This window comes from Paenibacillus sp. (assembly GCF_031177825.1).
Lineage (GTDB): Bacteria > Bacillota > Bacilli > Paenibacillales > YIM-B00363 > Paenibacillus_AE.
Map to the genome: position 1 here is coordinate 112,480 of NZ_JAPSKE010000008.1, position 25,590 is coordinate 138,069.

At 59.8% G+C, this 25,590-nt stretch carries 25 protein-coding genes; 22 read left to right on the forward strand and 3 right to left on the reverse strand.

Translation table 11 applies throughout. The features are described 5' to 3' along the window. Positions 1 to 36: 36 nt before the first annotated feature. Positions 37 to 408, forward strand: a complete 372-nt coding sequence (locus tag RIN49_RS12065; RefSeq protein WP_309120420.1) for a hypothetical protein — start codon at positions 37 to 39, stop codon at positions 406 to 408. Positions 409 to 473: 65 nt separating this feature from the next. Here RIN49_RS12065 and RIN49_RS12070 read toward each other — a convergent pair whose 3' ends face one another. Beyond that, a complete protein-coding gene (locus tag RIN49_RS12070; RefSeq protein WP_309120421.1) occupies positions 474 to 1,463 on the reverse strand; it encodes an RCC1 domain-containing protein in 990 nt (329 codons plus the stop codon). 88 nt (positions 1,464 to 1,551) lie between these two features. Here RIN49_RS12070 and RIN49_RS12075 point away from each other — a divergent pair, with 88 nt between their 5' ends. Then, positions 1,552 to 1,845 (forward strand): RCC1 domain-containing protein, encoded by a 294-nt coding sequence (locus tag RIN49_RS12075; protein WP_309120422.1) that lies wholly within the window; start codon positions 1,552 to 1,554, stop codon positions 1,843 to 1,845. A 63-nt stretch (positions 1,846 to 1,908) separates the two neighbouring features. Here RIN49_RS12075 and RIN49_RS12080 read toward each other — a convergent pair whose 3' ends face one another. Next, positions 1,909 to 2,844 (reverse strand): DNA-3-methyladenine glycosylase family protein, encoded by a 936-nt coding sequence (locus tag RIN49_RS12080; protein ID WP_309120423.1) that lies wholly within the window; start codon positions 2,842 to 2,844, stop codon positions 1,909 to 1,911. Continuing rightward, positions 2,841 to 3,992, reverse strand: coding sequence for a tRNA 2-thiouridine(34) synthase MnmA (gene mnmA / locus RIN49_RS12085; RefSeq protein ID WP_309120424.1), 1,152 nt, complete (start codon positions 3,990 to 3,992; stop codon positions 2,841 to 2,843). The genes RIN49_RS12080 and mnmA overlap by 4 nt, the downstream gene beginning before the upstream one ends. Before the next feature lie 275 nt (positions 3,993 to 4,267). Between mnmA and cymR the strand changes: the two genes are divergently transcribed. From cymR to RIN49_RS12185, 20 genes are all read left to right on the forward strand, one after another. Then, entirely contained in the window at positions 4,268 to 4,693 is a 426-nt protein-coding gene (gene cymR, locus RIN49_RS12090) for a cysteine metabolism transcriptional regulator CymR (RefSeq protein ID WP_138192909.1), read from the forward strand. 21 nt (positions 4,694 to 4,714) lie between these two features. Continuing rightward, positions 4,715 to 5,875: a cysteine desulfurase family protein gene (locus tag RIN49_RS12095; protein ID WP_309120425.1), complete on the forward strand. Its 1,161-nt coding sequence runs from the start codon at positions 4,715 to 4,717 to the stop codon at positions 5,873 to 5,875. Positions 5,876 to 5,994: 119 nt separating this feature from the next. After that, complete coding sequence (locus tag RIN49_RS12100; protein ID WP_138192911.1) at positions 5,995 to 6,195, forward strand: hypothetical protein; 201 nt, start codon at positions 5,995 to 5,997, stop codon at positions 6,193 to 6,195. A 131-nt stretch (positions 6,196 to 6,326) separates the two neighbouring features. Beyond that, complete coding sequence (locus RIN49_RS12105; RefSeq protein ID WP_309120426.1) at positions 6,327 to 7,400, forward strand: AI-2E family transporter; 1,074 nt, start codon at positions 6,327 to 6,329, stop codon at positions 7,398 to 7,400. A gap of 415 nt (positions 7,401 to 7,815) precedes the next feature. Then, positions 7,816 to 8,487: a DNA-binding response regulator gene (locus RIN49_RS12110; protein ID WP_309120427.1), complete on the forward strand. Its 672-nt coding sequence runs from the start codon at positions 7,816 to 7,818 to the stop codon at positions 8,485 to 8,487. A gap of 830 nt (positions 8,488 to 9,317) precedes the next feature. Continuing rightward, entirely contained in the window at positions 9,318 to 11,951 is a 2,634-nt protein-coding gene (gene alaS / locus RIN49_RS12115; protein WP_309120428.1) for an alanine--tRNA ligase, read from the forward strand. Between the two features lie 75 nt (positions 11,952 to 12,026). Next, complete coding sequence (locus RIN49_RS12120) at positions 12,027 to 12,287, forward strand: IreB family regulatory phosphoprotein (protein WP_138192914.1); 261 nt, start codon at positions 12,027 to 12,029, stop codon at positions 12,285 to 12,287. Further along, entirely contained in the window at positions 12,287 to 12,700 is a 414-nt protein-coding gene (gene ruvX, locus RIN49_RS12125) for a Holliday junction resolvase RuvX (RefSeq protein ID WP_309120429.1), read from the forward strand. Before RIN49_RS12120 ends, ruvX begins: the two co-directional genes overlap by 1 nt. A gap of 45 nt (positions 12,701 to 12,745) precedes the next feature. Then, positions 12,746 to 13,060, forward strand: coding sequence for a DUF1292 domain-containing protein (locus RIN49_RS12130; RefSeq protein ID WP_309120430.1), 315 nt, complete (start codon positions 12,746 to 12,748; stop codon positions 13,058 to 13,060). A 9-nt stretch (positions 13,061 to 13,069) separates the two neighbouring features. Beyond that, on the forward strand, positions 13,070 to 13,393 hold the full coding sequence (locus RIN49_RS12135) for a DUF1292 domain-containing protein (protein WP_309120431.1): 324 nt from the start codon (positions 13,070 to 13,072) through the stop codon (positions 13,391 to 13,393). Between the two features lie 68 nt (positions 13,394 to 13,461). Next, on the forward strand, positions 13,462 to 14,523 hold the full coding sequence (gene mltG / locus RIN49_RS12140) for an endolytic transglycosylase MltG (protein ID WP_309120432.1): 1,062 nt from the start codon (positions 13,462 to 13,464) through the stop codon (positions 14,521 to 14,523). A gap of 157 nt (positions 14,524 to 14,680) precedes the next feature. Beyond that, entirely contained in the window at positions 14,681 to 16,765 is a 2,085-nt protein-coding gene (locus RIN49_RS12145) for a methyl-accepting chemotaxis protein (protein ID WP_309120433.1), read from the forward strand. A 124-nt stretch (positions 16,766 to 16,889) separates the two neighbouring features. After that, positions 16,890 to 18,686 (forward strand): peptidoglycan D,D-transpeptidase FtsI family protein, encoded by a 1,797-nt coding sequence (locus RIN49_RS12150; RefSeq protein ID WP_309120434.1) that lies wholly within the window; start codon positions 16,890 to 16,892, stop codon positions 18,684 to 18,686. A gap of 146 nt (positions 18,687 to 18,832) precedes the next feature. Further along, positions 18,833 to 20,188, forward strand: coding sequence for a polysaccharide deacetylase family protein (locus RIN49_RS12155; RefSeq protein WP_309120435.1), 1,356 nt, complete (start codon positions 18,833 to 18,835; stop codon positions 20,186 to 20,188). Between the two features lie 133 nt (positions 20,189 to 20,321). Further along, positions 20,322 to 20,675: a Na-translocating system protein MpsC family protein gene (locus RIN49_RS12160; protein ID WP_309120436.1), complete on the forward strand. Its 354-nt coding sequence runs from the start codon at positions 20,322 to 20,324 to the stop codon at positions 20,673 to 20,675. Positions 20,676 to 21,109: 434 nt separating this feature from the next. Next, positions 21,110 to 22,075: a Nif3-like dinuclear metal center hexameric protein gene (locus tag RIN49_RS12165; protein WP_309120437.1), complete on the forward strand. Its 966-nt coding sequence runs from the start codon at positions 21,110 to 21,112 to the stop codon at positions 22,073 to 22,075. Positions 22,076 to 22,099: 24 nt separating this feature from the next. Further along, positions 22,100 to 23,182 carry an ABC transporter substrate-binding protein gene (locus tag RIN49_RS12170; RefSeq protein ID WP_309120438.1) on the forward strand — a complete coding sequence of 361 codons (1,083 nt, stop codon included), beginning with the start codon at positions 22,100 to 22,102 and terminating at the stop codon, positions 23,180 to 23,182. A gap of 4 nt (positions 23,183 to 23,186) precedes the next feature. Then, positions 23,187 to 23,966 (forward strand): ABC transporter ATP-binding protein, encoded by a 780-nt coding sequence (locus RIN49_RS12175; protein ID WP_309120439.1) that lies wholly within the window; start codon positions 23,187 to 23,189, stop codon positions 23,964 to 23,966. Beyond that, positions 23,947 to 24,804 (forward strand): ABC transporter permease, encoded by an 858-nt coding sequence (locus RIN49_RS12180; RefSeq protein ID WP_309120440.1) that lies wholly within the window; start codon positions 23,947 to 23,949, stop codon positions 24,802 to 24,804. Before RIN49_RS12175 ends, RIN49_RS12180 begins: the two co-directional genes overlap by 20 nt. A gap of 37 nt (positions 24,805 to 24,841) precedes the next feature. Beyond that, complete coding sequence (locus RIN49_RS12185; RefSeq protein ID WP_309120441.1) at positions 24,842 to 25,588, forward strand: creatininase family protein; 747 nt, start codon at positions 24,842 to 24,844, stop codon at positions 25,586 to 25,588. Positions 25,589 to 25,590 lie beyond the last annotated feature (2 nt).

Genomic DNA, 25,590 nt, shown 5'->3' on the forward strand with positions numbered 1-25,590 from the left:
AATATCCAATTTCATCTTCGCGGAGGGATCGTACTTATGGCGCTGGCGCTGCAAGCGGAACGAAGGGTCACCAAGACCAAAGGCCAATTGAGACAGCTAAGAGCAGACGGGAAAGTCCCAGGCATCGTATACGGAAGCGGGGAGGAGAACGTACCGATCGTCGTCGACGAGAGGATGCTTCACCCGATTCTCGCGTATCATGCCGATTCCATCGTACAATTGGACATTCCCGGGATCGGAACGAAGCAGGTGCGAATCGAGAGCGTGCAACGGGATTGCCTCGTAGGCAAGTGCGAGCATATCGACTTCAGGCTTGTCCGCGGCGAGGCCGACGCCGGCTCGAAGGAAACGGCGGAGGCGGAGGTCGAAGCCGCTCGTCTCGAGGCGAGCGCGGCGGCGGAGTCGTAACGCGCGCATCTCGTACTATGGAAATGCCGTCGGCTTCCTTTGGGAAACCGACGGCATTTCTTCGTTTATTCCGCAGGACGGAGGCGGTCGGCCGAGAAGACGAGCACCGGCTTTTCCTTATTGCTCGTTCCCCAGTAACCCCAGGACCAGAGGCTCCCGTCCTTCGTTGCGGCGAGCGCATGATCGCCGCCTAATGCGATGGAGACGACGTTTTCCAACCCCTCGACCTTCTTCGGTTTATCGGTATACAGGGTAGGTAAATATTGACCGATTTTCAATCCGAGCGTCCACACCGTTCCGTCCTTCTTTAGGATCAGCGTCTTGCCGCCCCCCGTGACGATGGACGCCGCGTCCTTCAGTTCCGGGATGACGGCAGGTTTCGAAACCGGCAAGTAATCCGATCGTCCGAGATTGCCGTGATCGTTCCGTCCCCAACCGTAAACGGTACCGTTTTCCTTGATCGCAAAATAAGTTTTGCCGCTGCCCGTCGTGTGCGAAATGGCGGCGATATCGCGCAAGCCCTCCACTTTGGTCACGGAATCGGACGTATTCGGCCGGGCATAGGAGCCGTTGCCGTTGCTGCCGACGTAGGCTTCCCACTTCCATACGGTGCCGTCCGCTTTCAAAATATGAACGTTGTCGTCGACCGATAGATCGACCGCTTGGATGTCCTTCAGCTTCATCGGCTTCGTTGGCATCAACTCCGGACCGGCCGGCACGATATGCCATATCCAGACGGATTCGTCTTCGTCGATCGCGCCGCCCACGCTCGAGATGGAAGAAACGGCGACGATCCGTTCCAGTCCGGCGATCTTTCGGGGGGGAACGAACGAAAAGTCGCCGTTCTTGGCATCTGCCGCTGTGTATTTGTACCCCCATTCCCACACGGTTCCGTCTTTTTTAATGAGGAGATCCGTCGTATATCCGGCATGAGCGGAGGCGACATCCTCCAGCCCGCTTACGAGTTTCGGTTTGAAATCTTCAAGGATCCTGTCTCCGTCGACGTACTTGTCGAGGCCTCCCCAATACCACACCTTGCCCTGATCGTCATACATGACGTTATGTCTATGTGCCGCGGAAACCGCGAATGACGGTTCCCGTACCGCCTCCCGCGATGTATCCAAGCCGAAGCTAATTCCGAACTTGACAGACGTCGCGGCGATCGAAACGGCTTCGTATAAAACGCTCATTGTCAAGACAGACGGCACCGTATGGAGACTGGGCATGGAAATCGGGGTGAATCCGGAACTGCCTGAGGGCAATGCGTACGAGCCGGAACAAATCGGGGGACTGACCGACGTCGTATCCGTGGCGCTCGGACAAAACCATGCGATCGCCGCGACCGCGACGGGCGAGATCTGGACGTGGGGGTTCGTCGGCGATTTCGGACTTAACCATAAGTACGAACCGGTGCTCTTGACGCTGCCGCAAAAGTAAATCCTTCCTAAAAAATCCGGATGCGCCGCGGCCGAAACACAGGCCGCGGCGCCATCCGGATTTTTATTTGAGTCGAAGCGACTCCCACAAGTAATACGTCGCGTAGGTGCGCCACGGCGCCCATGCCGCGCCGATCGCGTCGATGTCCGCCGCGGACGGCTGCGCGTCGAGGCCGTGGACGTTGCGGACGGCATTGCGCAGGCCGATGTCGGCGGCGGGCAGCAGATCGGGCCGCCCGTACGCGAAGATGAGCAGGCATTCGACGCTCCAACGTCCGATGCCGCGCAGCTGCGTCAGGTCGCGCATCGCTTCGTCATCGCTCATGCGCTCCACGCGCGCCCAATCGATCCGTCCGTCGACGACGGCGCGCGCCGTATCGATGACGTACTCGGCCTTGCGCTGCGAGAACGACAGCGCGCGCAGCTCGTCGTACGACAGCCGCGCGACCGCCTCCGCGTCGGGGAACACGAGCAGCGGCTTCCCCTCATGCTCGAGCGTCTCGCCGGCGAGCACGGCCAGCCGTTCGATCAAGGTGCCCGCGAACGACAGGTTCAGCTGCTGCGTAATGATCGTCTTCATCATGCATTCGAACGGGTCGGGATCGAGCAGCAGCTTCGAGCCGCGCAGCCGGTCGAACAACGCCGCGAAGCGGGCGTCGCCGCCGAGCGCCGCGTAGAAGGAGGCGAGATCGACGCTGGCGCCGATCATATGCGCGACCGCGCGCGCCGCCTCCGCGGCGACGGCCGGCGGCGTGCCCGCCGGCATCGCCGCGGAGGCGGTAGGCGACTCCACGTCGCCGCCGAACTCGACGGCGACCGGCAGCGCCCCGCCGCCGGCGCGAACCGCGCGGACGAAGCGCATCCGCTCCGGCTCGAGGCGGACGAGCCGCGCGCGGTTGCCGACCTGCTCGTACCGCTCGAAGAGCAGCTTCGCGTCGTAGGGCGGCACGATCGGAACCGGGATGCGCACCGGCGTCTCTGAGGTAAGGATGTCCGTCATGCGTTCCTCAGCCCCGCGCCCATGAGCAGCGACTCGCCGCTTTCCTTCAGCACTCGGTCGATCGTGCCGCCGCCGAGGCATGTCTCGCCGTCGTAGAACACGACCGCCTGGCCCGGCGTAATCGCCTTCTGCGGCGTCTCGAATTCGACGACGCAGCTGTCCGCGCCGGTCATCGTCACGCGCACCGCTTGATCCGGCTGGCGGTAGCGGAACTTCGCGGCGACGGAGAACGTTCCGTCCGCCGGAGGCCGCCCCGCGATCCAGCGGACGCCCGTCGCTTCGAGGCGGTGCGAATATAGCCGAGGATCCGACTCGCCTTGCACTACGTACAGGATATTGCGCTCAAGATCCTTGTCCGCGACGAACCATGGCTCGCCCGTGCCGCTGCCGCCGATGCCGAGCCCTTGGCGTTGGCCGAGCGTATAGTACATCAGGCCGTCGTGCCGGCCCTTCACTTCGCCGTCGAACGTGCGGATTTCGCCGCCGCGCGCCGGCAAATACCCGCTAAGAAACTCCTTGAAGTTCTTCTCGCCGATGAAGCAGACGCCGGTGCTGTCCTTCTTCTTGGCCGTAGCGAGGCCCGCTTCTTCCGCGATGGCGCGAATTTCAGGCTTCGTATAGCCGCCGATCGGGAACATCGCCTTGGACAGCTGGCGTTGGTTCAGCGCGTTCAAGAAATACGTTTGGTCCTTGTTCCGGTCGACGCCGCGCAGCAGCTTGAACTCGCCGTCCGCTTCGACGACGCGCGCGTAATGTCCGGTCGCGACATAATCGGCGCCGAGCTCGATCGCCTTCGACAGAAATTCGCCGAACTTGATTTCGCGATTGCACATGACGTCGGGATTCGGCGTGCGGCCGGCCCGGTACTCGTCCAGAAAATATTGAAACACTTTATCGTAATATTCCTTCTCGAAGTTGACTGTGTACGACGGGATGCCGATTTGCGCGCAGACGCGCCGCACGTCTTCCGCGTCTTCCTCGGCAGTGCAGACGCCGAACTCGTCGGTGTCGTCCCAGTTTTTCATAAAGATGCCGATGACGTCGTACCCTTGCCGCTTCAGCAGCAGCGCCGTCACGGAGCTGTCCACGCCGCCGGACATGCCGACGACGACGCGGGTTTCGGAAGGGGATTTTTTATTGGAAGTCATGTGATTTCACCTGCTTTTTCTAATGAGTTTCGAATTGAATGTATTGTAACATACGCGCGATGAAAAGAAAGAATAGACGCTTTCGTAAACTTGCTAACTTGTTTGATGAATATAGAAAAGGTTCGACAATTTTATGAAAATATAAAGGTTTTCCTTACCAAACCCTCTCCCATGTGATAACATATAATCGTTATCGGCATAGTTTGGATTGCGGATTTTCCGTCAATTCTAATGAACGAAGCGTTTTTTTCGCGCGAATAAATGGGGGGAACCCTTTGAAAATATCGACGAAAGGCCGCTACGGTCTTACGATCATGATGGAATTGGCGGTTCGATACGGCGAGGGGCCGACATCGCTGAAGTCGATCGCCGAGAAGCACGGCTTGTCCGAACATTATTTGGAGCAGCTCGTCGCGCCGCTGCGCAACGCGGGCCTCGTGAAGAGCGTCCGCGGCGCCTACGGCGGCTACGTCTTGTCCGAGCCGCCGGAAGACGTGACCGCGGGCCGCGTCATTCGGCTGCTCGAAGGACCGATCTCGCCCGTGGATTTCACGGAAGAAGACGATCCCGCGAAGCGCGACCTGTGGATTCGCATTCGCGATTCGATCGCTTCGGTGCTCGATTCGACGACGCTGGCGGGCCTCATCTCCTACAAGGACGATGAGGGACAAGCCGCTCCGAGCTACATGTTCTATATTTAGACGAAGGTGATCCGGACCGACATGACGACGAACCAACAACCGATCTATCTCGATCACGCGGCGACGACGCCGATGCACCCCGAGGTGCTGGAGGCGATGTTGCCTTATTTCATGTCGTCGTTCGGCAACCCGTCGAGCGTACACCGTTTCGGCCGCGAGGCCAAGGCGGGCTTGACCGCGGCGCGAGATGCTCTTGCGGCTCGGCTCGGGTGCTCCCCGACCGAGCTCGTCTTTACGAGCGGCGGCACGGAGAGCGATAATCTGGCGCTCCTCGGCGCCGCCCTCGCGGCCGCTCCGGACCGCCGCCGCGTGGTGACGACGGCAGTGGAGCATCATGCCGTGCTGCATGCGGCGGCGGAGCTGGAACGTCTCGGATTCGAGGTCGTGTACGCGCCCGTCGACGAGACGGGGCGGGTCGACCTCGACGCGCTGTCCGCCGCCATCGACGAGAAGACCGCGCTCGTGTCGGTCATGTACGCCAATAACGAGGTCGGCACGCTGCAGCCGATCGAAACGATCGGCGCCCTCGCGCGAGAGCGAGGGGCCGTGTTTCATGTCGACGCCGTGCAGGCGCTCGGCACGCAGTCTATCGAGCTGTCGCGGCTGCCGGTCGACCTGATGAGCTTCTCCGCGCATAAAATCAACGGTCCCAAAGGCGTCGGCCTGCTGTATGCGAATCGGCGCGTGAAGCTGCATGCTCGCGCGTTCGGCGGCTCGCAGGAGCGGAGCCGCCGCGCCGGCACCGAGAACGTCGCCGGCGCCGTCGGCTTCGCCAAGGCGGCCGAGCTGGCGCTGGGCGATTTGCCGCGGCGCCGGGACGAGCTCGCGGCGCTTCGCGACGCGATGCTGGAGACGTTCGAGCGGCTGCTCCCGGACGGCGGCTTCGTCGTGAACGGACACCCGTCCGAATCCCTTCCGCATGTGCTGAACGTCAGCTTCCCGGGGGCGAGCTCCGAATCGCTCCTGATGAACCTCGACCTCGAAGGGGTCGCGGCGGCGAGCGGGTCCGCCTGTTCGTCGGGGTCGCTCCAGCCGTCCCACGTGCTTCGCGCGATGGGGGTTCCGGACGAGCGGCTCCGCTCCGCGGTTCGGTTCAGTTTCGGCATGGGCAATTGCCTCAATTCTGTAACATTTGCCGCGGAAAAAATCGCAACGCTCGCAAAACGACTTACGTATAAGTGAGCAAGGCCGCGCGCTTCGCTTGCGAATCCTTTTTCCAACGAACGTTTCGGAACGATTAAATCCATGTCCCGTTGGGAATAAATAGAATCAATACTTTGTTGGCAGAAGGTGGTATCCATATGATGCGTTGTCCGAATTGCAATTCGAAAGATATCGGGAAGATCGGCTCCCATCAATTTTATTGTTGGGGTTGCTTCATCGAACTGACCGTGAACGGCGAGAAGATGTCCGTCTACCAAGTGGAAGAGGACGGCACGCTCAGCTCGCTGGACGATTTGTTTTTCCCGGAAGAAGAGATGCCCGAAGTTCACGCGAACTGACGGCGGCGCTCGTCTGCCGTTCCCGCCTCTCGCGGACAAGCCTCCCGGCTTGCCGCGGGAGGTTTTTTTTCGTCTGCCCCTACATATACTTTACCCAAACCAACTTTCGGACAAGTGGGGGGCGTCTGGCGGTGGAGCAATGGGTCAGAAGCAAATGGTTCGCCGCGCTCGTCTTCGCGCTGTTATCGCTTGGCGTCGTCTACATGATTCTTCTGATCGGTCCGGCGATCGCGGCGGTGTTCGGCTTTCTGAAGACGGTGCTGCTGCCGTTCGTCGTCGCGTTGATCGTATCGTACGTGCTGAACCCGATCGTCGGGGCTTTAAACCGCCGCAAGGTGCCGCGGACGATCGCGGTGCTGCTCATCTACGCGGTGTTTATTTTGTCGGTGACCGTCGTGCTCATGAACGTCATTCCGATGTTCGTGAAGCAGCTGAACGAGCTGAACGAGCATCTGCCGGAGTTCACGATGCGCGCGCAGAGCATGATCGTCGAGATGAACCGGAACGACTTCCTGCCGGAGGGCGTGCGGATGGGGATCAACAACGCGTTGTACGAGGCGGAGCAGCAGCTGGCGGCGTCGATCGCGGACGTGATCGGCCGCCTCGGGGCGACGGTCGGCGCGTTGTTCGTCGCGTTCGTGATCCCTTTTTTGGCGTTTTATATGTTGAAGGATTTCCAGCTGATCGAGAAGACGGTGCTTACGTTCGTACCTACGAACCACAAACGCCGCACGATCCGCCTCGTCACCGACATCGACAAGGCGCTCGGCAATTACATCCGCGGCCAGCTGATCGTGTGCGTCATCATCGGCGTATTGGCGTACGTCGGCTATTGGCTGATCGGCGTGCCGTATCCGCTGCTGCTGGCGGCGCTCGTCGCGTTGTTCAACATTATCCCGTACTTGGGCCCGTTCATCGGCGCGGCGCCGGCGCTGGTCGTAGCGTCGACCGTGTCGCTGAAGATGGTGATGCTCGTCATCGTCGTCAATTTCGCCTGCCAGCTCATCGAGAGCAACATCGTGTCGCCGCAGGTCGTCGGACGCTCGCTGCATATGCACCCGCTCTTAATTATTTTCGCGCTGCTGGTCGGCGGGGAGCTCGGCGGCGTCGTCGGACTCATCCTCGCGGTGCCGACGTTCGCGGTCGGGAAGGTCATCTACCACCATGTGCGGTTGTATTACAAAAACCGGAAGCCGGTGACGTAGGGGCCGGGGGCAGCGATGAGGGCGCGTTGCGCCTAGATATGTGGATAGCCGTATTGCTCGGTTCCTGCTGGTTCGCGCTGTATTCTGCAGCATTCCTGCAACGGTTCTTCCTCCGTTTCCCGCTGACCATCCGGTCGCGCAGCCCGCGGTCGCAAAAACCCCCGAGGCCGCGACGGCTTCGGGGGTCTTTGCGAGGTTTGCAACGATCGGTTTCGAAATCAGAGATAATGAAAATCATTATCAAAGGGATGATTATAATTTACTATGCGGATTTTTTTTTGTCAAGCGCGCTGCATGCGCGTTATAATGATGGCAATATGAAATCTCGCGTGAAGCACACGCCGTTCGCCCTTTCGGGCGGGCGGCGTGTTTTGTGTTTCGCGCCGGGCGGATCGTGACAGAGGGGGAAGGGCGGATGGACAAAGGTTTTATCGAGGCGCATCGGCTTTGGTTGGAGCGCCACAAGCAGTCGCGAAACGGGGATCGGCTGAGGCGGCTGGAGGACGGTCATTCCTATTTGGAAAAGGCGTTGTTGGAGAAGGTATGGTGGCCCGCGTTCGGAACGCTTGACGATCTTCATCCCGAATACGAAGTTCGGGACTACAACGATGGCAGACGGTACATCGACCATGCCTACAAACCGCAGGGGATCCGATTGGCGCTGGAGGCCGACGGGTTCAACCCGCATATACGCGACATCGAGCGGTGGGATCATGCCGACAACGTGTTAAGGGACTTACATTTGACGGCCGACGGATGGACGGTGCTGCATTTCTCCTCGGACGTGATCAAATACCGTTCAAGGCAAGCGCAGCAGCTGCTGCGGCAAATCGTATGGGGACAGGAAGGTCGGTGGCAGGCAGAGGACCTTTCGTTGGAGGCGAAGGAGGTGCTGCGCTTCATTAAGCGACAGGGGGGCGTAGCAGCTCCTAAAGACATCATCGCGCATCTGGGCAAGAGTCCGAATACGGTGCGGAGGGCGATTCATGAGCTGACGACACGCAGCTTGATTCGTCCCGTGAATCCCCATGCGAAGGTCACGAGAGCATACGAAGTCACACAGCTTGGCCGAGGAACTGGTTTTTAGTGAGAGAACGAGGCTGGGAACGGCCTGGTCAAGCTGTGAACATGGACTCGAGCGCCGAAATGGTTTCAAAATTTGAGCAGTTTGCGGGAAAGGGATCAAATTTTGAGCAGTTGAGCGGGGCCGAGCCTCAGTGTCGGCGAACGACGGGGCATGAACAAGCTGGAACATGGGCTCGAGCGCCGAAATGGTGTCATAATTTGAGCAGTTCGCGAGAAAGGGATCAAATTTTGAGCAGTTGTGCGGGGCCGAGGCTCAGTGTCGGCGAACGACGGGGCATGGAAAAGCTGGAACATGGGCCCGAGCGCCAAAATGGTGTCAAAATTTGAGCAGTTCGCGAGAAAGGGGTCAAATTTTAAGCAGTTGAGCGAAACTGAGGCGCATTGACGGCAATCGGGACGAGGGACGCGGCTAAGGTGGCGCATATTTTCGACCCAAAGCCCGATTTGCCGGGACGAATTGACTTTTCGCGCGGCGAGGCGCTATAATTTATCCAACATATGTCGAAAACGACGATGAAATCGAGTACGCCGCCTCGCCGCGGATCAGAGAACAGGCTTCGAACGCGGATATCCGCCGCGCTTCGGCTGAGAGAGCCTGCCGGACAGGGCGAACGGCCGAACGCTAATTTCGGAGCGCGAACGAACTTCGCCGGTCGAGAGCCGTTATCTTCTCATGCGAGGGTTTCCCGCGCAAGCGCGCCAGCGGCCACACGGCCGGATGCGAGCGGAACGGGATCAACCAGGGTGGTACCGCGATAACGAACATTATCGTCCCTGAATTCAGGGGCGATTTTTTGTTGCATTCACATTCTATCGGAGGGCGTGTATGTCATGAAAGCAAGCGAAATTCGAAGCAAGTGGCTGCAATTTTTCGAGAGCAAAGGGCATAAGGTCGAGCCGAGCGCGCCGCTCGTGCCGCATAACGATCCGACGCTGCTGTGGATCAACGCGGGCATGGCGCCGCTTAAGGCTTACTTCGACGGCCGCGTCGTGCCGGAAAACCCGCGCATCGCGAACGCGCAGAAGTGCATCCGCACGAACGACATCGAGAACGTCGGCAAGACGCGCCGTCATCACACGTTCTTCGAGATGCTCGGCAACTTCTCGATCGGCGACTACTTTAAAGAAGAGACGATTACGTGGGCGTGGGAATTCCTCACGTCGCCCGAGTGGATCGGCTTCGACAAGGATCGCCTCTCGGTCACCATCCATCCCGAGGACGACGAAGCGTTCCGAATCTGGAACGAGAAGATGGGCATCCCGGCCGAGCGCATCTACAAGCTCGAAGACAACTTCTGGGACATCGGCGAAGGCCCTTGCGGTCCTTGCACCGAGATTTTCTACGACCGCGGCGAGAAATACGGCGACCTGTCCGATCCGGAATGCGTGCCCGGCGGGGAAAACGAGCGCTTCCTCGAAGTATGGAACCTCGTCTTCTCGCAGTTCAACCATAACAAGGACGGCTCCTACACGCCGCTCCCGAACAAAAACATCGATACCGGCGCGGGCCTCGAGCGGTTCGCCTCCATTCTCCAAGACGTCGACTCGAACTTCGACACGGACCTGTTCCGTCCGATCATCGACGCGACGTGCGAGATCGCCGGCGTCCGATACGGCGTCAACACCGACGTCGACGTCGCGCTGAAGGTCGTCGCGGACCATATCCGCACGGTCGTATTCTCCGTCGGCGACGGCGTCCTGCCGGGCAACGAAGGCCGGGGCTACGTCATTCGCCGCTTGCTCCGCCGCGCGGTCCGCTACGGCAAAGCGACGCTTGGCGTCGAGAAGCCGTTCATGTACCGCCTCACGAAAATCGTCGGCGACGTAATGGGCATGTATTACACGGAAGTCGTCGAGAAGCGCGAGTTTATCGAAAAGGTCATCCGCATGGAAGAAGAACGGTTCCATGAGACGCTGACGGAAGGCCTCGCGATCCTGACGACGTTGGTCGAATCGGCGAAGGGCGCCGGCCGCAAGACGCTCGACGGCGCGGAAGCGTTCAAGCTGTACGACACGTACGGCTTCCCGTTCGACCTGACCGAAGACTTCGCCGCGGAGCAAGGGCTCGGCGTCGACCGCGAAGGCTTCGACCGGGCGATGGACGAACAGCGCCAGCGCGCGCGGGCGGCTCGCCAAGAGACCGGCAGCATGAAGGTGCAGGGCGGCGCGCTCGCCGACTTCACGGTTAAAAGCGAGTTTGTTGGATATACTGACTTGGTAACGTCTGCTAAAGTGATCGGAATCGTCCAGGGCGACGAGCTGGTCGAGATGGCCGGCGCCGGCGAGACAGTCGCCGTCTTGCTCGACCGGACGCCGTTCTACGCGGAAAGCGGCGGTCAGGTGGCCGACAAGGGCACGCTGACCGGCAAGGACGTCGCCGTGCAAGTGGAGGAAGTGTCCAAGGCGCCGCACGGGCAACACGTCCACTACGCGACGATCGAACGGGGCGTCCTCCGCGTCGGCGACGAGCTGCAAGCGGCCGTCGCGAGCTCGGACCGGGAAGATACGATCAAAAATCATACCGCGACGCACCTGCTGCATAAGGCGCTTAAGGAAGTGCTCGGCGAACACGTCAATCAGGCCGGCTCGCTCGTGCAGCCGGACCGGCTCCGGTTCGACTTCTCGCACATCGCGGCGGTCACGGCGGAAGAGCTGGCCGTCATCGAGCGCAAGGTGAACGAGCAGATTTGGAAGGGCACGGCGCTCGTCATCGAGCAGAAGCCGATCGCGATCGCTAAGGCGATGGGCGCCATGGCGCTGTTCGGCGAGAAGTACGGCGACGTCGTTCGCGTCGTGCAAGTCGGCGATTACAGCATCGAGCTGTGCGGCGGCTGCCACGTCGAGAGCACGTCGCAGATCGGGCTGTTTAAGATCGTCAGCGAGAGCGGCATCGGCTCCGGCATCCGCCGGATCGAAGCGGTGACCGGCAAGGGCGCGTACTTGTACCTCGACAGCCAGCTTCAGCTGCTGCGGGACGGCGCGGCGCTCGTGAAGGCGAGCCCGGCCGAGCTGCCGAAGCGCATCGAGGCGCTGCAAGGCCAGCTCCGCGACGCGCAGAAGGAAATCGACGCGCTTCGCGGCAAGATCGGGTCCCTCGAGGCGGGCAGCCTCGAGAGCCAAGTGCGCCGCGTCGGCGACGTGCCTCTGCTCGCGGCCGCGGTGAACGGCGCGGACATGGATACGCTGCGCGGCATCGCGGACACGATGAAGGCGAAGCTCGGCTCCGTCGTCATCCTGCTCGGCGCCGCGAACGACGGCAAGGTGAACTTGGTCGCGGCCGTCACTCCCGATCTTGTGAAACGGGGCTTCTCGGCAGGCGCGATTGTGAAAGAAGCGGCCGCGATTTGCGGCGGCGGCGGCGGCGGCCGTCCCGACATGGCGCAAGCCGGCGGGAAGGACGCGTCCAAGCTGCCGGAGGCGCTCAAGTCGGCGGAGGACCTGCTGGCAAAACAATTGCAATCGTAAGGCTTGTCGAAAAAGGATTTCCGCTTCGCGCACAGAATATAATAAACAATTCCAATTGCAAACGGGGGTGCCGGTATGAATTCCATGGACAAAACGATGAAGTACGAACGCCAGCCCGACGCGCAAGAGGCGTCTGCCCAAGAAGTGCTGCTCGCCGTCTACGACGCGCTGCAAGAGAAAGGGTACAACCCGATCAACCAAATCGTTGGATATTTATTATCCGGCGACCCGGCGTATATACCGCGTCACGACAACGCCCGGAGCTTGATCCGCAAGCGGGAACGCGACGAACTCATCGAAGAGCTCGTTCGGTTTTACGTCGGCCATCACCGCTGATGCGCATCATGGGCATCGATTACGGCGACCGCCAGATCGGCGTCGCCGTCAGCGACGAACTGTTCCTCACGGCGCAAGGAGTGACCACGCTCCGCAACTCCGGCGACGAACGGGTGCTGAACGACATCGCGAAGCTGGCGAAGGAGTACGGCGTGACCGAGCTGGTCGTCGGGCTGCCGAAGAACATGAACGGCACGATCGGTCCGCGAGGCGAGCTCGCCGAAGCGTTCGCGCGCGTCCTTGGCGAGACGGCCGGCTTGCCCGTTACGATGTGGGACGAACGGCTGACGACGATGTCCGCGCAGCGGACCTTGATCGAAGCGGACGTCAGCCGGAAGAAGCGCAAGGAAGTCATCGATAAGATGGCGGCGGCGCTCATTTTGCAAAATTACATGGATTCCCGGAGACGCTAACGAGGCGAGCATGGATCCGACAAAAACGCTGAAGAGGTGACTGGAATGGCAGATCTTAAGCACGAGCATGACGACGCGGAAGCGCTAGAGCCGGAAATCATTTATATTCCGGACGAAGAAGGCAACGAGGAAGAATTCGAAGTCATTATGAAGTTCGAGGTCGACGGCTCGGATCACAAGTACATGATGGTCGTTCCGCTCGAAGGCGGCGAAGAGGACACCGACGAAGTGTACGCGTTCCGCTACGAAGAAGAAGGCGACGAGCTGAAGCTGTACACGATCGACGACGAAGAAGAATGGAACTTGGTCGAAGAGACGTTCAATACGCTGCTTGAGGAAATGGAAGGCGCAGAATCCTAGGAGGCAACCATGTCCGAATATAAGCTAGACAACGTCGTTCGCGCGAATCGGCTGCGGGAGACGTACGGCGACGACATCGTCCTGTTCGAGGACGACGACGCGGAAGGCGAGCGAGTGCATAAGATCGTGTTAGAATTCGATCTCGGCGATCGCTCTTACGTCGTGCTTCGTCCCGAGGACGCCGCCGACGACGCGGACGACGAGACGTCGGTCTTCCGGGTGACGCCGGCGGGCGAAGGCGAGTTCGAGATCGAGACGATCGAGGACGACGAGGAATGGGAGAACGTCTCCGAGCTCGTCGACGAGATGACGATTTCGTTTTCCAAAGAATAGATCGGAAGGAAGATGAGCGGCGAATCCGTCGCTCTTTTTCCTGTTTTCAGGGGGGACTATAGAAACGTATGTGGAAGCTACTTAAGGTCTTGCTGCTCCTCGTCGTGATCGCGGTCGGGGCGGCGGCGGGGCTTGGGTATTACGTCATGGAGCAGCTGAAGCCCGCGGCGTCGGCGTCGGAGGTCGAGTTCACGATCCCGGCGGGCACGTCCTCGGCGGAAATCGCGAATATTTTGGAAGAACACGGATTGATTCGGAACGCTCTTATTTTTTCCGCTTACTTGAAGTATAAGAACATCGGCACCGGCTTCCAGGCAGGCACGTACGCGATGACGCCGGGGACCGATATTCGGGACATTATCGCGCGGCTGAACGCCGGGGACACCGTCGCGGAAGAGACGATCCGGGTGACGATCCCGGAAGGCTTCACGGTGAGGCAGGCGATCGCGGCGCTCGTCGAGGCGGGCTTCTCGGAGGAAGCGCTGCTCGAGGTGGCGAACGATCCGGGCGTCTTCGCGGCCGTCTCGTCCGGAGAGGCGCCGATGCGAGCGGGGCAAATTCCGCAGAGCGAGCTGTACCGGTTCCCGCTCGAGGGTTATTTGTTTCCGGAAACGTATGAATTCCCGAAGGACGTGACGGCGTTCGACGCGCTGCGGCGCATCGCTGGGGAGCTAGACCGGAAACTGGCCGCGCTCCCGGAAGGCTGGGAGTCGCAGCTCGAGAAAAACGGAGTGACGTTCCACGAACTGATGACGATCGCGTCGCTCGTCGAGCGTGAGGTCGTGGCGGATCCGGAACGCGCGTTGGTGGCGGGCGTCATCTACAATCGAATCGCGGCGAATATGCCGCTGCAGATCGACGCGACCGTACAATATTTGTTCGACGAACAGAAGGAACGGCTGCTCGAGAAGGACTTGCAAATCGAGAGTCCGTACAATACGTACTTGAACGCGGGCTTGCCGCCGGGTCCGATCGCGAGCCCGGGGCTGGCGTCGATCGAAGCCGCCCTTTACCCGGAGGCGTCCGAATATTTGTTTTACGTCACGAAGAAGGACGGAACCGGCGAACATTATTTCGGAAAGACGTATCAAGAGCATCTCAAGAACATCGAAAAAAGCAAAAAATCGTAGAAGCAAGCGGCGCTTGCTTCTTTTTTTGCGTTAATTTTCACAATTTTTCGGAGGCGGGAGGGTTTCCAGACGATGGTGTCGAATATAGTCGATACAACTCGAAGGGTGACCTTCGGCATACTCCGAAAGGGTGGAACTAATGAAGAACAGGCCTAAAATGCTAACTTTCCTTGCGAAGAGCAAGTCGAACGAACGGAGGGGTGCCGGACCGGCCGAACGGTCGGATATTCGCATCGATCCGACTCGTTCGATCGGGATGCAGCTGTTTCTTTATTTTTTCCTGGTCATCGTTGTATCCGTATCCAGCGTAGGGTTTCTTTCCTATGACCGCTCTCGACAGTTGATCGAGACGCAAGTCGAAGACGCGAAACGGTTGACCGCGATTCAAGCCGCGGACAAGATGGAACTGGTGCTGCAGCAATATGAAGACACCGCCCTCGAGATCATGCTCCTTCCCGAAATCGCGGATCTGTCCTCGTCTTACCGGCTGTATCCGGACGATATTATGAGGCAGCTGGAAGTCCGACGCGATATGGAAACGAGATTGAATACATATACGTTCTCCGATAACTCGATCGCGTCCGTCCATCTGTTATCCATGGACGATGCGCTGCCCACGATGTCGATCGGCGGTTCGGCGCCGGGGGACGTTTCCGAACTCCCATGGTATCAGGAGGCTATTAAGAACGACGGTAAGGGAGTCTGGATCCCTGCGACGGCCAAAGGGCCGTCCGGCACGCTGTCGTCGGTCGCGTTCGGGTACGCTCGGGTAATTAAGGATCAAGGCACGTTCAACGTCAGCTACGTCTACTTGATGGAGCTTCGGGAGAGCCGGCTGCAAGAGGTCGTCCAAGGCGCGCTCGGCGAAGGGGGCCGGATGTACGTGTTGGACGCTTCCGGCAACGTGGTGTCTTCGGACGACAAAGCCGAGGTCGGAACGCCGTTCGGCATTTCGCTCGAAGGCGAAAGCGGGGCTTCGGAGGAGATGATCGACGGCGAGCAGACGCTCGTCGTGCACAGCCAGTTGAACGGCGGATGGCGATTGGTCGGCGTTCAGCCGTTCGCCCCGCTGGTCGCAGGCACTCAGACGATCTGGAACGTGACGATCGGTATGCTCGCCGCCGGTATCGTCGCCGCGATCGTGATCGGGTTCATGGTCGCCCGCCGCATCGGCACGCCGCTTCGGCGCATGAGCGGGCTGATGAAGCAGGCCGAAGGCGGCGACTTGGCGGTGCAGTCCCCGTACGCGAAACGCAGAGACGAAATCGGTACGCTCGCGACCGGCTTTAACGAGATGCTGTCGAACATCCGCGCGCTCGTCGAGGACTCGCACGCTTCGGTGCGGGACGTGATGAGCACGGCGGAGGAGCTCGGCGAAGCGTCCCGCCGGACGGCGACGTCGGCGAAGGAGATCGCCATAGCGACAGAGCAGATCGCCATCGGCGCCTCTAACGTGGCGGTCGAAGCCGAGAAGGTCACGGACGTGACGAACGACATGGGCAGCAAGATGACGATTACCGTCCAAGCGAACGAGCATATGGCTTCCGCCGCGGCGGACATTCGCGAGTCGAGCCGCCAAGGCGCGGAGTACATGCGCGAGCTGAGCGAGAAAACGGCGGAAACCGAGCAGTTGACAGTATCGATGGTAAGCAAGGTGGAAGAGCTGCAGAAGAGCACGGCGTCGATCCGCGATATATTGGTGTTGTTGAACAACATTACGAAGCAGACGAATATTTTGTCGCTGAACGCGACGATCGAGGCGGCGCGCGCCGGAGAAGCCGGACGAGGCTTCATGGTGGTCGCGGACGAAATTCGCAAGCTCGCGGATCAATCGAAGCAATCGATCGAGACGGTCGGCACGATTACGGACCGGATTCGCTCGGAAATCGAGGAGACGGTCGGTCTGATGGGACGGGCGTATCCGCTGTTCCAAGAGCAGATCGCTTCGGTGAAGCAGTCGAACGAAATTTTCTTGTCGGTGAACGACCGGATGTTCGAGTTCACGACGCAGCTCGACGCGGTGTCCGACGCGGTGCTGCAGCTCGAGACGACGCAGCGGACGTTGTCCGAAGCGATGTCGAGCGTCAGCGCGGTCGCCGAGGAGTCGTCGGCCACGTCCGAGGAAGTCGCCAGCTTGAGCTCGGATCAGCTGCAGGTCGGCGAGTCGCTCGTCGGATTGGCGGGCCGCCTCGAAGACGTGTCGAAGCGTCTTCGCGACACGCTCAATAAGTTCCGATTGTAATTTCAACCCGGCGTCCCACGCCGCCCTTGCGTTCGCAGGGGCGGCGTTTGCGCGACTGGGGCGATGCGTATACTGGGGATAAAGTCCTATTTTATTTGGAAAATGTCCTCGGAGGTCGCGCCCCATGCGCTTGCATCGGTTATTTCACGTCTTACTGGCGTTCACGCTCGGCATCGGCTTGCTCGCCGGACGGCTGCTCTGGCTGCAAACCTGGGGCGGCGCATCCCCTAGGGGGAGCGCCGCGACGGACGCGACGGCGATGTCCGTCCGCCAGCGGGCGCAAGGCGTCACCTTGGATCCCGGACGCGGGCATATCGCCGATCGAACCGGCGAGCCGCTGACCGGCGTAACGGTGGAGGGACTGCTGCTGCTGCCGGGGGGAGCGGATCGCCTGACGGAATCCGAGCGGAGACAGCTGGCGCGCGTTTTGGACGTCTCCCCGATGCTGCTGTTGGACGAATGGCGGAAGGCGGAGCGGCCGACGTGGTGGAATCCGGGCGCCCGCGACAGGGGAGCGTCGCCCGCGGCGCTGACGCGGGAGCAGGCCGAGGCGATTCGCCGGCTTCGACTTTCCGGGGCGACGGTCGCTTCCGCGGTGAAGCGGTATCCGGAGCGGCGTATCGCGGCGCATCTCGTCGGCTTCGTCGCCGAGCAGCCGGAGCGGATGACGGCATTGTACGAGAAGCAGCTCGCCGACGGCCAGCTTTCGTTGTCCACGCCGATCGGCGCCGCGGGCTTGGAGCTCGCGTTCGACCGGTTGCTGCACGGCGCGGGGGAGTCGCGGATCGTGTCGTACATCGACGGCCATGGCGAGGGACTCGACGGACTCGGCATGAAGACGGTCGGCTCGTCCAACCCGTATTATCCGCTGCGATTGATCACGACCGTGGACGCGGCGGCGCAGCGGGCGGTCGAAGCCGCGGCGGACGCCGCCGGATTGGATAAAGGCGCCGTGGTCGTATTGGACGCGGCGACGTCGGACATCGTCGCGATGGCGAGCCGCCCGGCATACGAAGACGAGCACCTGTCTCCGCAGGGAGACGACTGGGCCAATCGAGCGATCCGCGCCGTCGCGCCGGGCTCGATCATGAAGTCGTTCGTGGCCGCGGTGGCGCTGGAGGAAGGCGTCGTCCGGCCCGACGAGACGTTCGATTGCGACGGCACGTACGGCCGTTATGGTCTAACCTGCTGGAAAGAAGGCGGGCATGGGCATATCACGTTCGCCGAAGCGCTCGCGGCGTCGTGCAACATCGCCTTCGCGGAGGTGGGCGAGCGACTGGGTGGGGAGACGCTTCAGCGGTACGCAACCGCGCTCGGCGTGAGCGGGACCGTCGGTTGGAAGGACGTCTCCGACGTGGATGGCCGACCGCTGACGCAGCTGCCTGAAGAGCAAGAGAACCGTCTGTTCGCCGCGGCCCCTTCCGACGCCGACGGCGGCATCCTCGCGCAGACCGCGATCGGGCAGCGCGACGCGCGTTGGACGCCGCTCGCCGCCGCGAATTGGATGGCGACGCTGGCCCGGGGCGGCGCGCCGGCTTCGCCGCGGGCGGCGGCGGAGCTGCGCTACGCGGACGGCCACGCCGTGGAGCGATACGCCGCGAAGGCGCTGCCGGGCGGCGAAGCCGCGATTTCGCCCCGAACGACGCGCCTCGTGCACGGCATGCTCGAGGGCGTCGTGCAAGGCGGCACGGGCGCATCGCTCCGGAACGCGTCGTGGCCGCTCGCGGGCAAGTCCGGCACCGCGGAGGCGACGGTAGGCGGCCGGGACGTCGTGCACCAGTGGTTCGCGGGCTACGGGCCGGTCGATCGGCCTCGGTATGCGGTCGCGGTGCTGGCGGAGAGCCGTCCGCTCGGTTCCGCGAACCGGGCGACGGCCGTCTTCAAGGCCGTTATGGACGCGCTGGCGGCGCTCCCGGAGTAGGGGCGCCGTCCGGCAGTCCGAACTTTGACGCAACATCAGGTAAAACACTACAGGTTGTTTTTGTCTGATGTTATAATAATCTTCATGCGGTTGAGTTACGCTAACGAGACCGCGGTCAAGGGAGAGTTCGGCTAGGGGGAACGTGGGTGGGCAATATTATATTGTACTTATTTTACTTTTTTACGTTTTACGCGTTTCTTCCGGGGATTATCAGCCGTTTGTTCGGCTTTCGCGTGTTTAAGCGAGGTTTGTCCGATAAAGAAATCAGTCTGACGTTCGACGACGGGCCGGACCCGGTGCACACGCCTCTCTTGCTCGATCTGCTGAAGAAACACGACGTGAAAGCGACGTTCTTCGTCGTCGGCAAGCATGCGGAGGCGAATCCCGACATCGTCGAGCGAATGCATCGCGATGGCCATTCCATCGGCATTCATAATTATTCGCATCGGAGCAATTGGGTGATGCGGCCGAAATCGGTCGCGCGGCATGTGCGGATGACGTCGGAGGCGATCGAGCGCATGACGGGCGAGAAGCCTAAGTTTTATCGGCCCCCGTGGGGCATTATGAATTTGTTCGACTTCGCGAGCCGCAGCCGCATGCAGGTCGTGCTTTGGTCGGCGATGCCGCGCGATTGGCGGGCTTCGACCGGCGCGAAGAAGATCGAAAACCGGATGTTGAAGATGCTAAGGGGCGGACAGGTGTATTTGCTGCATGATTGCGGCAATACGTTCGGAGCGGATCCGGAGGCGCCGCGCAATACGATCGAAGCGCTGGAGCGGTTTATCCCCGCCGCGCTCGAGCGAGGCTTCTCGTTCGCCCGGGTGGACGAGCTGATCCAATCGACCGCGAAGGCCAGGACGAAGGCGAAGCGGGAAACCGGGCCGATCCGCAAGACGATCGTCGGCGCATGGCTGCTCTGGGAACGGGTATTCCACGCGTTGTTCCGGCTGGAGTCCGCGATACCCGGCGATTCGAAGAGCTTTCTCTTCTATCGGGTGACGTCGTACCACGGTCAGACGGTTCCGCTGCCCGAAGGGGAGACGCTGCAATCCGGCGATAAGATCGTCGAGCTGCATATGAACAACGAACTGCTGTACGACTTCGGCCGCAAGGCGCGCTCCCCGCTGCAGCTGGCGATCCAGCTCATTCGGGCGATGGAGCGCACGATGCCGCAATTGGCCGCCTCGGTGCTCCAACGCAGCGATGCCCCGAGCATCAAGGCGGTCGTCGGCACGTCGATGGTGAATCGGGGTGTGGAACAATTCGGATTTACGGTCGTGGAGCTGCCGAAGGGCTTGTTCGCCTCCGCGACGAGACTGTACTTGAAATGTCTTCTTTCCGTTATTCATCCCCAAGGCAAGGATCGGCTCGGAGAACGCTCGGAGATGCTGATTCCCAAAATGATCGCACTATCTACGTCGGAGCTGATTCGCCGCTACGGCGAAGCGGTTAGCGAGGTCGCTGCGGGAGAGGTCGAAGAGTCGAACGGGCATTTGGCATAAGTGAAAGAGAACGCATAGAGCCGTTGGGCGAAAGCCTGACGGTTCTTTTTTATTTAACATTGCATGTGAGTAAAGGATTCATGCGACATGATGTAGAACATTTTGGAAAATAAGTTGCCGAGGGGGATTCGCGATGAAGCCGAAATACGGGGCGGGCGTGTTGAAGCAAGAGATCGTAAAAATATACAACTCCATTAATCAAGAAATTTTCGGCATCGGCATTAAATCTCAACGTATCGAGATTGTCGGCGACAAAGTGTATATTTTCGCTACGCATAAGCGGATTCCTGCTCTGAAAATACTCGACGCCGAGCATCGCAGTCTCACGGCAAGCGTGGATATGCTCGTCATGGAGGCGAACAAACGGATGCTGAAGGATCAAATCGAACGGCAGTTGGGACTCGAGGTGCTCTCGGTGTTAAAGGATTACGATCCGAGGTCTGAAATATCCGGAACGATCATTATGTTTAAAGAATCCATCGAATGACGATAAAATAATGAGATGTTTATGTAAAATAATATAACATATTTTTGAGAAAACAATACAAATAGCTTGACTACCTGAGAACATTACGTTATATTATCTACCAACAGGGTGATTGTTGCCTTGCGAGTAGGGAACCGACGTTGGCGATTGCGGGGGTTTCATCCTTCTTAAAAGAGAAGAGACGGGATCTCAGCCGTAGCCGCGCAATAAACCATAGCAGGTAATAGAGAACTCCGGCAGGAGAGCTTTAAAACCGCTGATTGTGACATATCTGGGGCATTCATGGCCCATGTATGCTCATGATTGTGCGGTTTTTTTGCATTCTTTGTTGCCTTACCGACGAGAGGTGAGAGCGAATGACCGTCGAACGGTCGGAAACCGATGTAACAAGCGTCTTGCAGGCGCTAAATCACATTTCCGGAGGAAGGATGGTGATGGATTGGAACGAGGTTACCTCGGGATCGAATCCGTATGTCGTGACGAAAACGTCGAACATTCCGGGCAAGAGCGTCATTGAAATTCCCGGCCTCATCTTCGGCGACAAGCAGAAGCGGGTATCGCGGATCGGCGTCGGAATGACGCTTACGGAGTCGATGATCGAGTTGGCCTCCGCGCTTCGGTTGGATGTGCTGGTCGTACATCATCCGGTTGCGGAAGCGGCTAATTCGGGAGGCGTGCCGTTCGCCGATTATTTGCCGTTGTACGGTCTGTCCATTATCGAAATGCACGAGGCGTTTCACGGTTTGCATCCCGGTCTCACTTTCCTTCACGGGCATCGGAAGTTGAAGACCGACACCTCGTTCGGCGGCATCCCCGGCAATGTGCTTCATAAAGGGGTGGCGTTCGAGGAGGTTCGGACGGCCGGAGATATTTTGAACCGGATCGGGGAGTGGATGGGCCGGGAGATCGATCGCGATCTGCTGGAGGCCGAACGGGTGATCAGGGGAGAGACGGCATTGGAAGAAGCGACGATCTCCAATCCGGCAAAGCTGCTGAGCGGGACGCCGGACAGTCCGGTGAAGCATGTGCTTCATTTTTTCCCGCACACCGGCTTTTCCTTGGAGCATCTGGAATCGGCGCTCGCGATGTACCCGGAAACCGACACGATCATCGTCAGCATTAGCCGGGTTCGGGAAGATCACGAGTTTGTAAAGCTGGCTCGGCTAAGAGGTCTGACATTCATCGTAGGTAACCCCCATTCCGTAGAAATCTGGGAGAATGGGCTGCCGCTGGCCTACGCCTTGGAGATGCTGCTGCCGAAGACGGAGGTGATCTTGTTGCGGGAGCGCATGACGGCCGTGCCGCTTCGGAACGTCGGTCATGCCAAGATGGTGGAGTATGGCAAGGCGATAGCGGAGACGCATCTCGTCTCCGGCGTCAGTCGAGCCGTGTACATATAAACAAATATTGGGAGGAAGAGAACCATGGGGAAGAGAATTCGAACCGCAATCGCTATCCTGTCGGCAACGCTGCTTGTATTGACCGCCTGTGCGAGTACGGAGCCGACGACGAGCTCAAGTCAACCGCCCGCGGCCGAACCGGCCGAAGCGCCCGCGGAAACGCCCGCAGAAGAGCCGACGGCGGAGGCGCCGAAGGAGCCGGTGACCGTACGCTTCTCGGAGGTCATCCGCTCCATCTTCTACGCGCCGCACTATGCGGCGATGTCGCAGGGCTTCTTCGAGGAAGAAGGCATCGTCGTCGACATGAATACGGCGCAAGGCTCGGATAAAGGGGCTGCCGCGCTTATTGCGGGCATCGCGGATATTTCGCTCGTCGGTCCGGAGACGGCAATCTATATCTATAACCAAAAGGGCGATAAGACGCTGAAAATTTTCCATCAGCTGACGATGAAGGACGGTTCCTTCTTGCTCTCTCGCGAAAAGCAGGATTCCTTCGAGTGGAGCGATCTGGAAGGGAAATCGGTCTTGGGCTGGCGCCCGGGAAGCGCGCCGCAGATGGTCATGAATTCGAAGCTGATCCAGGAGAGCGTCGCCGCCGAAGTCATTACGAACGTGGCTTCCCCGGCGATGGCGGGAGCCTTCGCCAGCGGCCAAGGCGATTACATCCAGCTGTTCGAGCCGGTCGCCTCCACGTTGGAGAAGGAAGGAAAAGCGTACTACGTCGCCTCTATGGGTGAGTCGTTCGGTGCCTTCCCGGAGACGTCCTACGTGGCGACGTCCGATTATATCAAAGACAATCCCGAGGTCGTTCAAGGCTTCGTCAATGCGGTGGCGAAAGGCGCGGCTTGGCTGAAAACGGCTTCCAAGGAAGACATCTCCGCGGCGCTGATGCCATTCTTCGAAGGGACGCCCGAGGATTTGATCCTCCAATCCGTCGAACGGTACATGGCCCAGGACACTTGGCCGGCGAAGCCGGAGCTGACGCCGGAAGCGTTCGAGACGCTCCAGAGCGTCCTAATCGAGAACGGCGTTCTGAAGCCGGAGGAAAAAATTGCGGACATGGGCGAAGTCGTCGACATGACGTTCGTAAACGCTATGAAGGAGTGATTCGATGGCGCAAATCGAGCTGCGGGACATCAGTTTACAATATTTCACGACGAAGCAGGAGACGGAAGCGCTGCGGGATATTCAATTGTACGTCGAAGCCGGGGAATTCATTAGCATCGTGGGACCGAGCGGCTGCGGGAAAAGCACGCTGCTCTCCCTCGTCTCCGGCATGATCCGGCCGACGAAGGGGAAGGTGCTGATCGACGGGGCGGAGGTATCCGGCGTATCGCCGAAGGTCGGTTACATGCTGCAGCACGACCATCTGTTCGAGTGGCGAGACGTGTTGAGCAACTTGCTCGTCGGAGCGGAGGTACGTCGGATGGACCTTAAGAAGGCCGAACGGAAGGCGCTTGAGCTGCTCAATCGGTATGGGCTCGGCGGCTTCGCCCGCCACAATCCCGCCCAGCTGTCGGGCGGAATGCGCCAGCGGGTCGCGCTCATCCGCACCCTCGTGACGGAGCCGGACATCCTGCTGCTCGACGAACCGTTCTCGGCGTTGGATTATCAAACCCGCCTGACGCTGTCCGATGAAATCTTCAACATTATCAAAGATCAGGGAAAGACGGCCGTGCTCGTCACTCACGATATTTCGGAAGCGATCGGGATGGGGGATCGCGTGATGGTCATGTCGAAGCGCCCAAGTACGATATCTTCGATTTATTCGATCCGGTTCGACGAGGGCGAAGACCTGCCACCTTGGCGGAAACGGAGCGCGGCCCGGTACAACCAATATTTCAACGATATATGGAGGGAGCTGGAGGGTCATGTCGTCTCTGCCGGTTAGCGAGCCGAACGTTACCGCCGAAGCCGTCCGGAAGCCGTCCGCATCGCCGCAATATGAAGCGTATCTCCGAACGCAGAAGCGCAATCAAAGGGCGATCCGTCTCGCTCGATTGGCCGTATTCGCCGTACTGTTGGCGTTATGGGAGCTGGCTGCGGAGCGGCGTTGGGTCGATCCGATGCTGACGAGTCAGCCGACGAGACTAATGAGTTCGTTCCAGGAGTTAGCGTTCGAGGGCTCGCTGTTCCATCATACATGGGTGACGAGCCTGGAGACGTTGATCGGCATCGCCGTTTCGATGGTTCTCGGGTTGGCGATCGCGGTCGTCTTTTGGTGGTCGACATTCGCTTCCAAAGTTTTGGAGCCGTACGTCGTCGTGCTGAACGCGCTCCCGAAGGTCGCCCTCGGCCCGATCTTTTATATCTGGCTTGGCGATCGGTTTTCCGTATACGGCATGGCGATCGCGATTTCCATCATCGTCACGATCATGATGATCGAAAGCGGCTTTAAGGAGATCAGCCGAACGAAGCTGAAGCTGATGGAGTCGCTCGGCGCGAGTCGATACCAGATGCTGCGGATGGTTTTGCTGCCCGCAAGCGTGCCGAACGTGATTGCGACGCTGAAAGTGAATGTCGGTCTTACGCTGGTCGGGGTCGTGATGGGCGAATTTCTGTCGTCGAAGGCGGGGCTCGGGTATTTGATCATCTACGGCGGCCAGGTGTTCCAGATGGACCTCGTAATGGTCAGCATTATGATGCTCGCGCTGCTGTCCGTGCTGCTGTACGGCATCGTAACGGTCGCGGGACATTACGCTCTCAAGAAAAATCATTTCGAAACCTAAGGCGTCATCGTTCTTTGGACGAAAGGAGTTATGCGACATGACGACGGCGTATCGGTTGACGGAAATGACTTGGCTAGAGGTGAAAGAGGCATTGCGAACGGTTCGAATCGCGGTCATCCCGCTCGGCGCTCATGAGCAGCACGGCCCTCACATGAACGAGAGCTGCGATGCGGTGTTGGCGGAGGAGATGGCGGTACGGCTCGCTGCGAAGCTGTTTCCGGTCGCGATCGTCACGCCTACGATCAATATGGGAGTCTCGCCCCATCACCTTCATTTTCCCGGAACGATCTCGCTCCAGCCGTCTACGCTGATCGCCGTGCTCCGGGACATGGTACATTCGCTGAAGCGGCACGGCATTGGAAACGTGCTCGTGCTGAATGCGCACGGCGGCAATCAAAACACGCTCGCGGTCGCAGCCGAGACGATTACGCAAGAACTTGGCGTACGCTTCTACTACGCAAAGACGACAGCCTCCGCCAAAGACGTGATGGATCGCACGCTTTCTTCGAAGCTGTACGGACACAGCTGCGAGCGGGAAGTGTCCGAAGCGCTCTACTTGGCGCCACGCCTCGTGCGGGAAGATCGCTTGGAGAAGGGCGACATCCAAGAAGGACGCTGGCGCAAGCTGCGCCCGGGCAGTCCGCTGCAAGGCTTCTATTATTACGAAGAGATGACCCTCAACGGGTGCATCGGAGACGCCACCCAAGCGAGTCGCGCCATCGGCGAGGAAATCGTCGAAACCGCGTTGGTTCGGTTGGCCGAGGCGGTACGGGAAGTGTTGTAGCT

What these genes read in the sequence shown, in the direction of transcription:
- RIN49_RS12065 (WP_309120420.1), top strand. Translation starts at nt 37, where the DNA reads ATGGCGCTGGCGCTGCAAGCGGAACGAAGGGTCACCAAGACCAAAGGC.
- RIN49_RS12070 (WP_309120421.1), bottom strand. Translation starts at nt 1,463, where the DNA reads ATGTATGACGATCAGGGCAAGGTGTGGTATTGGGGAGGCCTCGACAAG.
- RIN49_RS12080 (WP_309120423.1), bottom strand. Translation starts at nt 2,844, where the DNA reads ATGACGGACATCCTTACCTCAGAGACGCCGGTGCGCATCCCGGTTCCG.
- mnmA (WP_309120424.1), bottom strand. Translation starts at nt 3,992, where the DNA reads ATGACTTCCAATAAAAAATCCCCTTCCGAAACCCGCGTCGTCGTCGGC.
- RIN49_RS12095 (WP_309120425.1), top strand. Translation starts at nt 4,715, where the DNA reads ATGACGACGAACCAACAACCGATCTATCTCGATCACGCGGCGACGACG.
- RIN49_RS12100 (WP_138192911.1), top strand. Translation starts at nt 5,995, where the DNA reads ATGATGCGTTGTCCGAATTGCAATTCGAAAGATATCGGGAAGATCGGC.
- RIN49_RS12110 (WP_309120427.1), top strand. Translation starts at nt 7,816, where the DNA reads ATGGACAAAGGTTTTATCGAGGCGCATCGGCTTTGGTTGGAGCGCCAC.
- alaS (WP_309120428.1), top strand. Translation starts at nt 9,318, where the DNA reads ATGAAAGCAAGCGAAATTCGAAGCAAGTGGCTGCAATTTTTCGAGAGC.
- RIN49_RS12120 (WP_138192914.1), top strand. Translation starts at nt 12,027, where the DNA reads ATGAATTCCATGGACAAAACGATGAAGTACGAACGCCAGCCCGACGCG.
- ruvX (WP_309120429.1), top strand. Translation starts at nt 12,287, where the DNA reads ATGCGCATCATGGGCATCGATTACGGCGACCGCCAGATCGGCGTCGCC.
- RIN49_RS12130 (WP_309120430.1), top strand. Translation starts at nt 12,746, where the DNA reads ATGGCAGATCTTAAGCACGAGCATGACGACGCGGAAGCGCTAGAGCCG.
- RIN49_RS12135 (WP_309120431.1), top strand. Translation starts at nt 13,070, where the DNA reads ATGTCCGAATATAAGCTAGACAACGTCGTTCGCGCGAATCGGCTGCGG.
- mltG (WP_309120432.1), top strand. Translation starts at nt 13,462, where the DNA reads ATGTGGAAGCTACTTAAGGTCTTGCTGCTCCTCGTCGTGATCGCGGTC.
- RIN49_RS12145 (WP_309120433.1), top strand. Translation starts at nt 14,681, where the DNA reads ATGCTAACTTTCCTTGCGAAGAGCAAGTCGAACGAACGGAGGGGTGCC.
- RIN49_RS12150 (WP_309120434.1), top strand. Translation starts at nt 16,890, where the DNA reads ATGCGCTTGCATCGGTTATTTCACGTCTTACTGGCGTTCACGCTCGGC.
- RIN49_RS12160 (WP_309120436.1), top strand. Translation starts at nt 20,322, where the DNA reads ATGAAGCCGAAATACGGGGCGGGCGTGTTGAAGCAAGAGATCGTAAAA.
- RIN49_RS12165 (WP_309120437.1), top strand. Translation starts at nt 21,110, where the DNA reads ATGGATTGGAACGAGGTTACCTCGGGATCGAATCCGTATGTCGTGACG.
- RIN49_RS12170 (WP_309120438.1), top strand. Translation starts at nt 22,100, where the DNA reads ATGGGGAAGAGAATTCGAACCGCAATCGCTATCCTGTCGGCAACGCTG.
- RIN49_RS12175 (WP_309120439.1), top strand. Translation starts at nt 23,187, where the DNA reads ATGGCGCAAATCGAGCTGCGGGACATCAGTTTACAATATTTCACGACG.
- RIN49_RS12180 (WP_309120440.1), top strand. Translation starts at nt 23,947, where the DNA reads ATGTCGTCTCTGCCGGTTAGCGAGCCGAACGTTACCGCCGAAGCCGTC.
- RIN49_RS12185 (WP_309120441.1), top strand. Translation starts at nt 24,842, where the DNA reads ATGACGACGGCGTATCGGTTGACGGAAATGACTTGGCTAGAGGTGAAA.